Raw genomic sequence first — 13,601 nt, 5'->3', positions numbered from 1 at the left:
AGTTTGTTTTGCTTGTACTGACTTAAACGACTTCTTCTCATAGGGATTATTCTAACCTGAAATTAGATTTCCCTAGTTATCTAGTACAGCCCCTAACTATTTTCAATGATGTGGCTAGTAAATGCCTTTCTACACCATCAGAAAACGCTTGGAAAGGCTACTGGCAAAGCAACCATAGACAAGTAGAACGATTGGTAATGTAATGGCAAAGAAAATCTATTTAAGTCAAATTCAGGCAAAAATTGACCGCTTGCAGCGTGAGCGTAAGCAAGTGCTAGAACACCTTGCTTTGGTGGAAAGTAAACTCGATAAGCTACAAGCAGCCATCGAGATTATGCAAGAAGAAGCCCTAACTGATGAATACAATACGGAGCTTTATACTTATCAAACTCATAAACGCCATTTCAAAGGCAAGTTACGCCAAATGGTACTGGCAGAGATGAAGGCTCAACCAAACCATGATTTTACCGTTAATGAATTGATTAAGCTCATTCTTATTCGAGATGGACAAGAACCAATCATTCAACCGCAGCATACTGTTTCTGTTCGTGGCGCATTAAAACACTGGCTTAATAAAGGTGTCGTCGAACGATTAGCATTAAAAGCAAATAATGTACGGTGGAGGTTGAAAATGTAACTATTTCGCCTTCAAACGCCAATAACACGTTTTCCCTTCTAGCTTTTTCTCAACCAATGAATGCTTAACAAGATGATTTAGCGTGCTATGCATTGTTTGTAAGTGTAAACGTGGCACGCCGTTATCAATAGGCTGGTTATCTAATTTCAATGCTTGAAGGGTAATTTCATTCGTATGAAACCATTTTTCAGGTTGCTTTTTAAGGATATGCGCCACTAATTGACGTGGTGATGACTGAAAACGAACATTGCGAGATTTCTTACTTAATGAAAAATCTGAATCTCTTGCGTGATTTAGCGCAGTTCGATAGTCTAAAATTTTCTGATTTAATCCCTTTATCTTTTCTTCAAATTCAGCCCGTTCTTGTTCTGCAAGGGAAATTTCTTCAATCAATAACTTTTCTAACGCATTCATTTTTTCTTACCTTTAAATTACAATGAGATAAGAAAAATGTAGCAGAAACACTGAGTTAAATCTTTGTGCAACTGCTACATAATACCGAAAAAATCCGCAAAACTCACCGCTTGTTGCTAATAAGTATAGGTACGGTAAGTAAACGCAGCGATTAAAATCACCAGCATAATGATGATTTGAATTAAGCGTTTTTTGGTTAATTTCTCTGCGGGCATTTTCACCTCAAATCCAAATAATATCCTTTCAATATGACACTGAAAAATGGTAAAATTTGCCCTAAATCAAATTTAAGGCGAATACAGTATGAAAATTGTATCTGATTTTAAAGCAAATGGAAGGACGGCTTGCACAATTCACTGCCAAAATTGCAGTATTAGCCAGTTGTGTTTGCCTTTTACCCTCAATGAGCACGAATTAACCCAATTAGACAACATTATTGAACGGAAAAAACCGGTTCAAAAGTCGCAAATCATTTTCCAGTCCGGCGATGAACTACGCTCTATTTATGCGATTCGTTCAGGTACAATTAAAAGCTATACGATCAGCGAAAGCGGCGAAGAGCAGATCACCGCTTTCCATCTGCCGGGGGATTTGGTCGGCTTCGATGCCATTATGGATATGCGCCATATCGGCTTTGCTCAAGCCCTTGAAACGTCAATGATCTGCGAAATTCCATTTGATATTTTAGACGATTTAGCCGGCAAAATGCCGAAAATCCGCCACCAAATTATGCGTTTAATGAGCAGCGAAATTAAAAGCGATCAGGAAATGATTTTGCTGTTATCTAAAATGAGTGCCGAAGAAAAACTGGCCGCCTTTCTACATAACCTGTCTCAACGCTATGCCGCCCGTGGTTTTTCGGCACGGGAATTTCGTTTAACGATGACCCGTGGCGATATCGGCAATTACCTCGGTTTAACCATTGAAACCATCAGCCGTTTACTCGGGCGTTTCCAAAAAAGCGGAATGATCAGTGTGCAGGGTAAATATATTACCATTAACCGAATGGACGAACTGACCGAAATGGCAACCGGCACCAAAGCGCAAGTACCGATTTCCGTTAATGCCTAACATCAAAAAAGCCTCTATCTCTAGAGGCTTTTTACTTATCTACATTGCGCTTTAAACCGCAATAGATGGTCGAGCAGTACAAGCGCCGTCATTGCTTCCGCTATTGGTACGGCTCGGATTGCCACACAAGGATCGTGCCGCCCTTTTGTTACCACTTCAACCGCTTCATTGGCTGTATTCACACTGCGTCCGGGGACGGTAATACTGGAAGTCGGTTTTAGGGCGATATGGGCAATAATCGGCTGCCCCGAGCTAATACCGCCCAAAATGCCGCCGGCGTGATTAGAACAAAAACCTTGTGGGGTCATTTCATCACGATGCTGGCTGCCGTTTTGCTCAACAACAGCAAAACCGTCACCGATTTCCACCCCTTTCACCGCATTGATAGACATTAATGCGTGGGCTAAGTCGGCATCTAGGCGGTCAAACACGGGTTCGCCTAGCCCCACTGGTACATTTTCTGCAATAACCGTTACCTTGCCGCCAACGGAATCGCCGGCTTTTTTTAATTCTCGGATTAAGGCATCAAACTGCTCAATCGCTTGCGGATCAGGGCAGAAAAACGGGTTGCTGTTCACCTGCTGCCAGTCAATGCAAGCGGTCGTTTGCGGGGAAATTTTAACATTCCCCATTTGAGACAGATAGCCTCTTACTTCAATCCCAAACTGTTCACGCAAATATTTTTTGGCAATCGCTCCCGCTGCCACACGCATTGCCGTTTCACGGGCGGAGGAGCGACCACCGCCACGGTAATCCCGAATACCGTATTTTTGCTGATAAGTATAATCGGCGTGCCCCGGACGGTATTTATCCATAATCTCGCTGTAATCTTTTGAGCGTTGATCGCCGTTTTTAATGATTAAGCCGATACTCGTTCCGGTCGTTTTGCCTTCAAAGACACCGGATAAAATTTGCACTTCATCATCTTCACGGCGGGGCGTAGTGTAACGTGATGTACCGGGTTTACGGCGATCCAAATCCGGTTGTAAATCCGCTTCGCTAAGCGTCATATTGGGCGGCACGCCGTCCACGATACAACCGAGTGCAATGCCGTGAGATTCGCCAAAGGTCGTTACCCGAAAAAGTTGTCCTATGCTGTTTCCTGCCATTTTGTATCCTTATATGTTGTGTTATGGGCGAGGTTTACCTCTAATTTATTGAAAGCAATCTGTATTTGATGTTGGTTAAATAATTCGTCAATGCGATGATACAAGAAATTACGGGTATCCGCCCGATCGTCTAATTCTAAAACGTGTACCGCCAGCTCGTGTTCGATCCACCCTTCGCCAAAGCTGATTAAATTCACTTTTGGCGCAGGCTCGGTAATCACTTTCGGCGCATCGGTCGCCGCTTGTAGCAACAAGGCTTTGACTAAATTGAGATCTTCGCCGGAATTGATCTTCAAGCCGATTTGTAAACGGGTAATGGTGTTATTCAACGTCCAGTTAATAAAACGATCCGTAACAAAGGCTTGGTTTGGCAATACCACTTCTTTATTATCGTCATCAATTAAAGTGGTGGAACGTAGCCGAATGCGGGTAATAACGCCGGTAAAACTGCCGACCGTTACTTTATCACCGACCCGAATCGGGCGTTCAAATAATAAAATAGTACCGGAAACAAAGCTACCAAAAATTTCTCGCACCCCAAAACCAAGACCGACGGATAACGCCGTAAACACCCACTGAATTTTACTCCACGAGATCCCCAACGCCGTAAAAGCGGAAATACAGCCTAAAGTAATAATGAGATAGGTTAATACCGCGGTGATTGTATGCGGCGTGCCTTTGGAAAATTTTACCCGAGAGAAAAAGGTTACTTCCAAAATCCCTTTGATATTTTTTACCAGCACATAGGTGATCGTGATATAGAGCATTGAACGCAACATATTCAGCAAAGTAACGGATTCCACCAACTCCCCTTTAGACGTGCTTTCGATATGCTCCCACAGTACAAAAGTATTCAGGTAATTTGCCACGCCGATCAAATCCGACCAAACCGCATAGAGCGATCCGAATAAAATCACCCAGCCGATTAAATCCGCCATTCTGAAAATCTGTTCATTAACGGTAGAAATTTTAATCGTCTCTTCCGCTTTTGGTTCTTCCTTGCCCTGCTCGGCGGCTTGCTCACGGATTTTCTCCCGCTTATGCTGCAAACGGCGGTATGCCATTCGCCGTGACGAAATGGTTAAGGAACGATAGGCAAAATAGCGTCCGAACACCCACACTAACGCAATCAAATAGCTCTTGATGATATGCTCGATCAGGTAAACCGCCGTATAGTAGTAGCCCAATACAATCAGGACGATCAAGGTTAGCGGGACGATAAACAGCACAAACCGCAACAATTTGAACAGGCTGACGCTTCGCTTCGTACCGTCTTCGGTTTTAGCATTTTCATACTCCCTAATCCCGCGATCCAGCAACGGACGAACCAAAAACGTACACAAAGCAAGTGCAATAATCGTCATCACCTGCCCGATTACATCGTTGGTAAAGCCGATAATCTCCACCTGCGAAAAAATTGAGGAGACAAACAGCAATACCACAATCCAAACGGACTCTTTGATGATCCGTTGGAAAATCGCATTACTCTCCGGCGGCATTCCAAAGTGGCGGTACGCCAAGCCGTTCGGGCGTAATAGCGAAAGAATGGTGGCAAAGAACAACCAGTAAGATGACATACTGGATACCCATTCCCACGCCGACAGCGGATCGGCAAAAAAGATGAACACCAACACGGTCGCCACAAATAGAAACATTAGGGTGCTCGGCAAATTGAGGATAATCGTCCACAACATCGCTTCCGGCGTATGCCAATGGCTATCGTTTTTCAGGGTATTCACTTGACCGGCAATGGTGGACAAGCGGGCTTTTATCGCCGCTTTTTTCCAAATAATCAAGCCGTAAAGCAAAAGCAAGATCAGCAAAAAAACGGCGGTAGAAAACAGGTTCTGCCCTAAATTATCAAAGCCGAGATACTTGGTTAATTCCGACACCTCAGCAATCGCTAATTGCGGGAACTCTTCCACCCACGACAAATCAATCGGGTTATTACTCTGCACCCAAAAACTCTGCAACTGCAATTTACTTTGCAGCGAGTCGCTGATGCCAATGATTTTTTTCTGAATGGACTCAATTTCGTTAGCTAAATTGAGCTTACTGTTGAGGGTTTTCACCAACTCAACCAAAATTTTTTCCCGCTCTTTGAGGATATTCTCTAGGGTTTGGCGTTCCGTATTGTCGAGGGTGATTTTGTGATCGCTCTCAATTTTAGCGATGGCCTCCGACAGATTGTACAGTTCGTCCCGTTTTTGTGAAATTTCAAAGATTTCTACCCGCAATTTTGCAATATCTTTTGCCAAGCCTTTGGTGAGACGTTCCGTAGGCAAAGCCTGCTTTTGCTGGTTGATAATGCGGGAAAGCACCAATGTTCCCTGCAAAGCACTGATCTGCTCCTCGATGTTGTGCTGAGTTTGAGTTAAACCGTCCAACACGTTACGGGCGCGCAAACTTTCTTGGGAGAGGCTATTCGCTTTTTGGGTCTGTTCGACTAAATATTGGCTGAGCTTGGTATTTAAATTCAGTTCTTCCTGAATAATCGGATTTTCAACTTTATTGTTTGCCTTCAGTTCTTCGGCCTGTTTGGCTTGTGCCTCGTACTCTTTGACCCGAAACTCATTCAGCACATCTTGCAAGCTGGTGATTTGTTGATAAAAACGCTGCTGCTGCAAGGTTGCAAGGCTCTTTTTCGCTTCATCAAGGTTAGAAAGCAGCTCAATGTTCTGACCCAAAATCAGGTTATAGCGGTTATTCAGCTCTAAATAGTGAATTTCCGCATTATATTTATCAATCAACGACTTACTTGCCTGAGCGTTATATTTCCAACGGGTCAGCTTTTCGATTTGTTGATGATTTTCACCGATTTGGCGGCGGGTCTGTTCAAGAGCGGAGCGATAACTTGCTAAGCTTGAGTTGAGATCGCTCATTTTTCGCTGCAATTCTTGCAATTCTTGGTGAATACTGTCTTGCTTCGCTTCAATCTCTTCGCTGGTTAAGCCGTCAAAATCATTGATATTAACATCAATCTCGTCCTTCAATTTTTTGATCTTAGCTTGATACTCGGCAATCTCTTGCGGTGCGGTTTTTAGTTGGCTTTCTAGCTCCTCCAACTCTTTTTGTTGTTTTTTGGCTCGCTCCAAAAAGGCTAATGTGCCTTCCAAATTTTTTGCCAGCAGCGTTGCTTCGTTGGTACTGTCCGATTTCACCAGTTGGAGTTGGTTTTTTATCGCATCAATTTCAAGCGGCGAAATCTCGCCGACACTGACACTCGAAAAGCAAAATAGCCAACATAAAACCAACCAATAGCCTTTTTTAAACATTGTGCTGCTCTCTAATAAGTTCTGCCACATAGTGTTTTAATTGTGAACGTGAAATTTTAATGCCGCTTGTTTGCCATTTTTCCGCCGCCCACGGCAAATAGTGAATCGGCTGTTTAAAGGCTTCCAACTGCTGTTTTGCAAATTGTCGGAGTTTTTCGACCGCTTGTGCTGAAAAAGGCTCGTAAAATTCCACCAGTGCCACCGGACGCTCGCCAAATTCCCGATCCGCAAGCGGTACGATCACAATATTTTTTAACAATCCGCTGGCAAATAGGGTTGCCTCGACAGCCTCCGGCTGAATATTTTCGCCGCCGGAAATAAACATATTATCCAACCGTCCGTTAATGATCAATTTACCGTCCGCTCGATATTCGCCTTTATCTTTGGTTGCAAACCAGCCCTCCGAATTGGTGAACGGCACAATCTCGCCGTGATGCCAGTAGCCTAACCCTAACATTGCACCTCGCACCCAAATTTCATTCTCGACAATTTTGACTGCTCTGTCGGCTAACGGGTAGCCGACATTATCGTGGTCGTTTTTGACGGCGCACACCGTAGATGCCATTTCAGTCATACCATAGCCCGCATAGGTGGTTATTCCGCTTGCTTGGGCTTGGCGGATCAATGCCGGCGGAATAAATGCACCGCCCAACAAAATATGTTGATGAGCCGTTCTATCCGTTAAGTGCGTCAAATAGCGTTGTAATTGTGTAGGCACGAGAGAGGCGTGGCTGACCTGTGCCAGCCAATGCCAAAGGCGGTTTTTCTCTTCACAAATCACCAACGTTGCCCCTTGGCTGAGCCAACGCCATACAATGCCTTGCCCCGAAACGTGAAATAGCGGCAGGCTGAATAACCAACTATCACCTTGCCCGAACTGCATAAATTGACAGACGCCCTCGGCACTGGCTAAATGTTGCCGTATGCTGTGGACGACCGCTTTCGGCTTACCGCTCGATCCTGAAGTTAAGGTTAAAGTCGCCGGCTGATCGAAGGCGGGTAACGGCAAGCTGCAAGCGGGCAGTTCCGGGGAAAAATCGGCAAAACCCGCTTCACACAAGCAATGTTCGACTCGATTATCCGCCAAGATCTGATTGAGTTGGGCAGGTGGCATTGCCGGATTTAACATCAAAATGCGGGCGTTTAAACTCAAGACGCCACAATAGCAGAGTAGCCCCAGCAAGCGATGCTGCCCACGATACGCCACTAATTGCTGCGCCGTTACGCCCTTGCTTTGCAGAAAGGTTGCCATTTGGCAGACTAATCGTTGCCATTCCCGCCACGAAAATTGTGCAGGTAAGAAAGAAAAAAGATCAGCCTCGCCCTTTTCCCACATCAGCGCACACTGTTCGGGAATTGCATCGCACCATTGCGCACTCGGAAAAAGGGAAAAATCTTGCATATCGGTTGAAATATCGGGCTAGGGCTAGGTTAAATAAAACAGTTTTTCACACGGCTGACTAAGGCTTCAGGCAGCTCCATCGCATTCATCAAGGCACACAAGATAATCCCTTTTCGCTCGGTATTATTATTGGTGATTACCCAAAACGGCGAGTCGGGAATTTGTTTGGCTTTCGCACTGCTGCCGTTGGCTAAAATGGTCGCCTCGTCTTTGGCAAAGTAGATTCGCTCACTGCCCTGTACGTTTTCAGTCGCTTGGGAAAATGCCTCCGGACTGGCTCGGTATAACGCCGAAAGCAGTTGCAGAAAACGGTTTACCCCTTTGCTTTCTTCCACAAAATGACTGGACGCCAACACATATTCAACTCGCTTCACTACTTTTTCCTGATTGCTGAGCGTCTGCTTTTTCTTCGGCATTTTCGCCAATGTTTTCAACTCATCAATCATATTTTCTTGAACCAACACAAAGGGTTGCGGCGATGCCGGCAGGCGAAGCAAACGGCGTAAAATATCGGATGCGCTCTCGCCAATAGATTGCGTACGGCTGGCAATATAGTGGTACAATTCATCGTCAATCTCGATTGTTTTCATCTCTTTCCCCTAAATAACTTGATTCGCAAAAAATTCTAGGCATTATACGCATTTCAGATCCGTTTTGCAGGATCTTCTCTGACTTTTTACTTCATTTTAGACAAATTATGCACGAACAAACTCTACTTCACTACCACTATCAAGCTGCCACTGCGCCAAGCAGTCCAAATCCGCCGACAATGCTGTTTCTGCACGGCTTATTCGGCGATATGAATAACCTCGGCATTATCGCCAGAGCCTTTAGTGAGCAATACGGGATTTTACGGGTCGATCTGCGGAACCACGGGCAATCCTTTCACAGCGATGAAATGGACTATACCCTGATGGCAGAGGATTTACGCCGATTATTAGTGAAACTGAATTTAACGCAGGTGATTGTGGTCGGTCATTCAATGGGCGGCAAAACCGCGATGAAATTGGCGGATCTCGCCCCCGAATTAGTGGCTAAATTAGTCGTGATCGACATTGCGCCAGTGATCTATCCGCCGCACCGCCACGACAGCATTTTCGCCGGATTATTTGCCGTCAAAGCCGCCAAACCGGCTAATCGCCAACAAGCGAAAGCCGAGATTGCCAAAGGCATCAAAGACGAAGGCGTTCAGCAATTTATGCTCAAATCCTTTGATCCGAACAGCCCTGAATCATTTAAATTCAACCTATCTAGCTTAAAACAAAACTACGAGCGGATAATGGATTGGCAGCCGGTAAACGTCAATAAACCGACCCTGTTTATTAAAGGTGAACTGTCGGACTATTTGCAGGCAAAGGATACGCCGACTATTTTGGCACAATTCCCGCAAGCCCGCTCTTTTGTGGTGAGCAATACGGATCATTGGGTACACGCCGAAAAACCGGATACGGTTATCCGCGCGATCCAAAAATTTTTAGCTTAACAAGCGGTGGGTTAGGCAGGATTTTTTGCAAATATCCGTACCATATAATGCTACAATAGACACATCATTTATTTATGCTAAAAGAGCCGACAATGAAACCTGCCGTTCCCTTTTTTCCGCAACGTCTGCTTAGCCGGCGTTTGCTAAGTTCCGCTTCGGCGGCATTTTTGATTGTAATTTTTATGACGGGGCTGGCAGGCGCACTGCGGATTCCGGCACTCACCGTCTATTTGCATAATGAAGTTACCAATGATCCGATGATGATCGGGGTGTTCTATTCGATTAACTCCCTCGTGTCGATGGTACTTAGTCAGATTGTCGCCCATTATTCCGACCGCTACCCTAACCGCAAGCTGATTATTTCCCTCAGTTGTGTAATGCAACTGTTCGGCTGCCTGCTGTTTGCGTTTAATCGGGATTACTATATTTTGCTGATTTTCGGCACGTTGCTTATTGGGCTGGGCTCGTCCGCCACCTCGCAACTGTTTGCCCTCTCAAGAGAATACAGTCAAGCGCAAAATCGGGACAGCACGATGTTCAACAGCGTGCTGCGGGCGCAACTGTCGTTAGCGTGGATTGTCGGCCCGCCGCTCGCCTATTTTCTCGCCGATCAGCTCGGCTTTACCTTTATGTACGTTGCCGCCGCGACTATTTTTGCGATCTCAATCATCATTGTAATGTTGATGCTGCCGCAAGCGGTCGGTTGCGAGCCAAAATCGGCAAATGAGGAAGAAGATAATCTGCGGGAAGAAGGGATCACCAGTAATCGCCATTCGGTGATTTGGTTGAGTATCGCCTGCCTGTTGGTATGGACGTGTAACAGTATGATGTTCATCAATATGCCGATTTATCTCAGCGAAGATCTGGGGCTGTCAAACCGTGTGGCAGGCTTGATGATGGGCACGGCAGCAGGAATTGAAATTCCGATAATGCTGATTGCCGGCTATTGCACCCGTTTTATCAGCAAAAAAAGCCTGATGCTGATCGGCATTGTGGCGGGCATCGCCTATTACATCGGTTTAGCCCTCGCCCAAACGGAGTGGCAGTTGTTGGCAATCCAACTGTTTAACGGCATTTTTATCGGCATTATCGCCTCTATCGGAATGATCTACTTCCAAGATTTAATGCCTTACCGAATGGGGACGGCAACTACGCTGTTTGGCAATACCGGCTCGGCAAGCTGGATTGTCGCCGGACAACTCGCCGGGGTAATGGCAAGCCAATTTGGTTATCAAAGCACTTGGTATTTGGCAATCGGCTTTTGTGTGATTGCGTTACTCTTTATGGGGCTAGTGCGGAAAATCTAGTGTAAAAACATCCACTAAATCGCAAAATTCCGCTATAATCTCCACCAATAATTCTCGGCACGCTCGTTCGTGCCTTTTTGATGATCGAGTATAACTTTCGGAATGACTAACCAAATCAACTACGAAGGCATTGAGCAGATGCCGATTAAGCGTTTTACCGAAAACGCCTATCTCAATTATTCAATGTATGTCATTATGGATCGTGCCTTGCCGTTTATCGGCGATGGCTTAAAGCCGGTGCAACGCCGTATTATTTATGCGATGTCCGAACTCGGCTTAACTGCGTCCGCCAAATATAAAAAGTCCGCCCGCACGGTCGGGGACGTATTGGGGAAATTCCACCCCCACGGCGACAGTGCCTGCTATGAAGCGATGGTACTGATGGCACAGCCTTTCTCTTACCGCTATCCGTTGGTGGACGGGCAGGGCAACTGGGGGGCTCAAGACGATCCGAAATCCTTTGCCGCAATGCGTTATACGGAGTCCAAATTAGCCAAAATTGCCGAGTTACTGCTCGGTGAATTAGGGCAAGGCACTGTGGAATATCAACCCAACTTTGACGGTTCGTTGGAAGAGCCCAAATACCTGCCCGCCCGTCTGCCGCATATTTTGCTGAACGGCACAACCGGGATTGCCGTGGGAATGGCAACGGATATTCCGCCGCATAACCTCAATGAATTGGCAGAAGCGTGTGTAACATTATTGGATAATCCGACCGCTTGCTTAGACGATCTACTTGAGATTGTACAAGGGCCGGACTACCCGACCGAAGCGGAAATTATCACCCCGAAAGCCGAGCTGAAAAAACTGTACGAGCAAGGCAAAGGCTCGATCAAACTGCGGGCGGTATGGCATAAGGAAGACGGCAATATCATTATTTCCGCCCTGCCGCATCAAGCCTCGCCGTCCAAAATTATTGAGCAGATCGCCACCCAAATGCGTAACAAAAAATTGCCGATGGTGGACGATATTCGGGACGAGTCCGACCGTAAAAACGCTACGCGGATTGTGATTGAGCCTCGCTCAAACCGCATTGATCTTGATGCGTTAATGGATCACCTATTCGCCACCACCGATTTGGAAAAAAGCTATCGGGTCAATATGAATATGATCGGCTTAGACGGCAAACCGGCGGTGAAAAATCTGCTCACCATTCTCAACGAGTGGCTCAGTTTCCGCCGCACCACCGTTACCCGCCGTTTAAACTACCGCTTGGATAAAATCCTAAGCCGTCTGCATATTTTGGAAGGTTTACTGACCGCCTATCTCAACATTGACGAAGTGATTGAGATTATCCGTGATGACGGCGATCCCAAAACCGAGCTTATCGCACGTTTTAATTTGAGCGAGCTGCAAGCCGAGGCGATTTTAAACCTGCGGTTGCGTCATCTTGCCAAGTTGGAAGAGTACGAGTTATACGCCGAGCAACAAAAACTCACTGAAGAAAAGGAACGCCTGCAAGCGATTTTAGGCTCGCCACGCCGCCTGAATACTTTAATCAAGCAAGAAATTCAAGCCGATGCCAAAACCTACGCCAGCCCTCGCCGCTCACCGCTTGTTGAACGGGCGGAAGCCAAAGCCATTACCGAAAGCGATCTGACCCCGACCGAGCCGATCACGGTGATTTTGTCGGAAAAAGGCTGGGTACGTTGCGCTAAAGGGCACGATATTGACGTGCAAGCGCTGAATTACAAGGCAGGGGACGGCTATTTGGCGCACGCTCACGGTAAAAGTAACCAACCGGTCGTTTTTATTGACAGTACAGGGCGTAGCTACGCTCTCGACCCGCAAACCTTGCCGTCCGCCCGTTCGCAAGGCGAGCCAATCACCAGTAAAATTACGCTGACGGACGGTGCAAGCGTGCAATATGTGCTAATGGCGGAGGATAATCAAAAAGTGCTGATGGCGTCAGACTCCGGCTACGGTTTTATTTGCCAATTCAGCGACTTAGTATCCCGTAATAAAGCGGGGAAAGCGGTCATTTCCCTGCCGGAAAATGCAAAAGTGCTGCCACCGCAGCTGATCGGTGAAGATCCCGACACCCTCTTAGCAGCGATGAGTAGTGTCGGTAGAATGTTAGTCTTTCCGATCGCCGAGTTACCGAGCTTATCAAAGGGCAAAGGGAATAAAATCATCAATATTTCCGCAGCCGCCGCCAAAGCCGGCACGGAATTATTGGCACGCTTATTCATCATTCGCCCGACCAGCTCACTCGTGTTCGTTTCCGGCAAACGTAAAATCACGCTCAAACCAAATGACATTGAAAAATACCGTGGCGAACGCGCCAGAAAAGGCGCACCGCTTGTGCGTGGTTTAAATGTCAATACCGAAGTGGCGGTTATTGATTGATCGCCTACAAAAACAGACCGCAAGCGGTCTGTTTTTGCTAATACAAACAACTACTGTCTTTTAGCCCCAAAAGTACCACTATAACTACCAGGTTTTATATAAGTACCCCCCAATTCAGCCGCATTTGGCCCATAGAAATAGCCATCCACCCTCACATTATCAAATCCGATACCACTTTCAATCTTATTTTTCTCTATATCCGCATTAAAGGTAATATTTCCACCATTTTCGCTACCACCGATTGAGCCAACTAATCTTTTATCTGAGAAATTAACATCGAAAGTTGCAGGGTGAATACTATATATTTGCTTATTTTCTGTCTTATCAGGAACAGATAAAATCGCCTTTCCGATATATTTGAAAGAACCTGATGAAGGTATTTCATTTATAGGGGTAGGTTGTCCTTGTACAAAAATATAAATATCACGATCATGTTGCAAAATACCCTGACGAATATAACTTAAGGGGCTGTACTAGATAACTAGAATAAATTCTGCTTTACTAATTGTTTTAAAATGGAAAATTGAACTTTTATTTCACTGTGGTTAAAACGC

Annotated in this window: 11 protein-coding genes and 2 pseudogenes; 6 read left to right on the top strand and 7 right to left on the bottom strand. The window is 45.8% G+C overall.

Features of this window, described 5'->3' with window-relative positions:
* Nucleotides 1–92: 92 nt before the first annotated feature.
* A pseudogene (locus RO21_RS13525) lies at nucleotides 93–203 on the top strand (IS1595 family transposase); the annotation flags it as partial.
* The gene (locus RO21_RS09170) at nucleotides 203–637 is read left to right on the top strand and encodes a hypothetical protein (RefSeq protein ID WP_047977489.1); all 435 of its coding nucleotides are present in this window, start codon (nucleotides 203–205) and stop codon (nucleotides 635–637) included. The pseudogene RO21_RS13525 and the gene RO21_RS09170, both read left to right, overlap by 1 nt.
* On the opposite strand, the gene RO21_RS09165 is transcribed toward RO21_RS09170, so the two are convergent.
* Nucleotides 638–1,051: a hypothetical protein gene (locus RO21_RS09165; protein WP_047977488.1), complete on the bottom strand. Its 414-nt coding sequence runs from the start codon at nucleotides 1,049–1,051 to the stop codon at nucleotides 638–640.
* A 303-nt stretch (nucleotides 1,052–1,354) separates the two neighbouring features.
* Between RO21_RS09165 and RO21_RS09160 the strand changes: the two genes are divergently transcribed.
* Complete coding sequence (locus RO21_RS09160) at nucleotides 1,355–2,122, top strand: FNR family transcription factor (protein WP_047977487.1); 768 nt, start codon at nucleotides 1,355–1,357, stop codon at nucleotides 2,120–2,122.
* Nucleotides 2,123–2,157: 35 nt separating this feature from the next.
* On the opposite strand, the gene aroC is transcribed toward RO21_RS09160, so the two are convergent.
* Genes aroC through seqA form a run of 4 tightly spaced genes read right to left on the bottom strand, consistent with a single transcriptional unit; the run spans nucleotide 2,158 to nucleotide 8,498 of the window.
* Nucleotides 2,158–3,231, bottom strand: a complete 1,074-nt coding sequence (gene aroC / locus RO21_RS09155; protein ID WP_047977486.1) for a chorismate synthase — start codon at nucleotides 3,229–3,231, stop codon at nucleotides 2,158–2,160.
* Nucleotides 3,213–6,506 carry a mechanosensitive channel MscK gene (gene mscK, locus RO21_RS09150; RefSeq protein ID WP_047977485.1) on the bottom strand — a complete coding sequence of 1,098 codons (3,294 nt, stop codon included), beginning with the start codon at nucleotides 6,504–6,506 and terminating at the stop codon, nucleotides 3,213–3,215. The genes aroC and mscK overlap by 19 nt, the downstream gene beginning before the upstream one ends.
* A complete protein-coding gene (menE, locus tag RO21_RS09145; RefSeq protein WP_047977484.1) occupies nucleotides 6,499–7,908 on the bottom strand; it encodes an o-succinylbenzoate--CoA ligase in 1,410 nt (469 codons plus the stop codon). Before menE ends, mscK begins: the two co-directional genes overlap by 8 nt.
* Nucleotides 7,909–7,937: 29 nt before the next feature.
* Nucleotides 7,938–8,498: a replication initiation negative regulator SeqA gene (gene seqA / locus RO21_RS09140; RefSeq protein WP_047977483.1), complete on the bottom strand. Its 561-nt coding sequence runs from the start codon at nucleotides 8,496–8,498 to the stop codon at nucleotides 7,938–7,940.
* A gap of 107 nt (nucleotides 8,499–8,605) precedes the next feature.
* Between seqA and RO21_RS09135 the strand changes: the two genes are divergently transcribed.
* The 3 genes from RO21_RS09135 (at nucleotide 8,606) to parC (ending at nucleotide 13,047) form a co-directional block, all read left to right on the top strand.
* Nucleotides 8,606–9,391, top strand: a complete 786-nt coding sequence (locus tag RO21_RS09135) for an alpha/beta fold hydrolase (RefSeq protein WP_047977482.1) — start codon at nucleotides 8,606–8,608, stop codon at nucleotides 9,389–9,391.
* 92 nt (nucleotides 9,392–9,483) lie between these two features.
* Entirely contained in the window at nucleotides 9,484–10,698 is a 1,215-nt protein-coding gene (locus tag RO21_RS09130; RefSeq protein ID WP_047977481.1) for a sugar efflux transporter, read from the top strand.
* A 102-nt stretch (nucleotides 10,699–10,800) separates the two neighbouring features.
* A complete protein-coding gene (gene parC, locus RO21_RS09125; RefSeq protein ID WP_047977480.1) occupies nucleotides 10,801–13,047 on the top strand; it encodes a DNA topoisomerase IV subunit A in 2,247 nt (748 codons plus the stop codon).
* Nucleotides 13,048–13,097: 50 nt separating this feature from the next.
* On the opposite strand, the gene RO21_RS09120 is transcribed toward parC, so the two are convergent.
* Entirely contained in the window at nucleotides 13,098–13,487 is a 390-nt protein-coding gene (locus RO21_RS09120; protein ID WP_047977479.1) for a transferrin-binding protein-like solute binding protein, read from the bottom strand.
* Between the two features lie 41 nt (nucleotides 13,488–13,528).
* Nucleotides 13,529–13,601 (bottom strand): annotated as a pseudogene (locus tag RO21_RS12925) (IS1595 family transposase); the annotation flags it as partial.

Source organism: Muribacter muris (genome assembly GCF_001038205.1).
Classification (GTDB): domain Bacteria; phylum Pseudomonadota; class Gammaproteobacteria; order Enterobacterales; family Pasteurellaceae; genus Muribacter; species Muribacter muris.
This window is presented reverse-complemented; position numbering and strand designations above follow the sequence as displayed.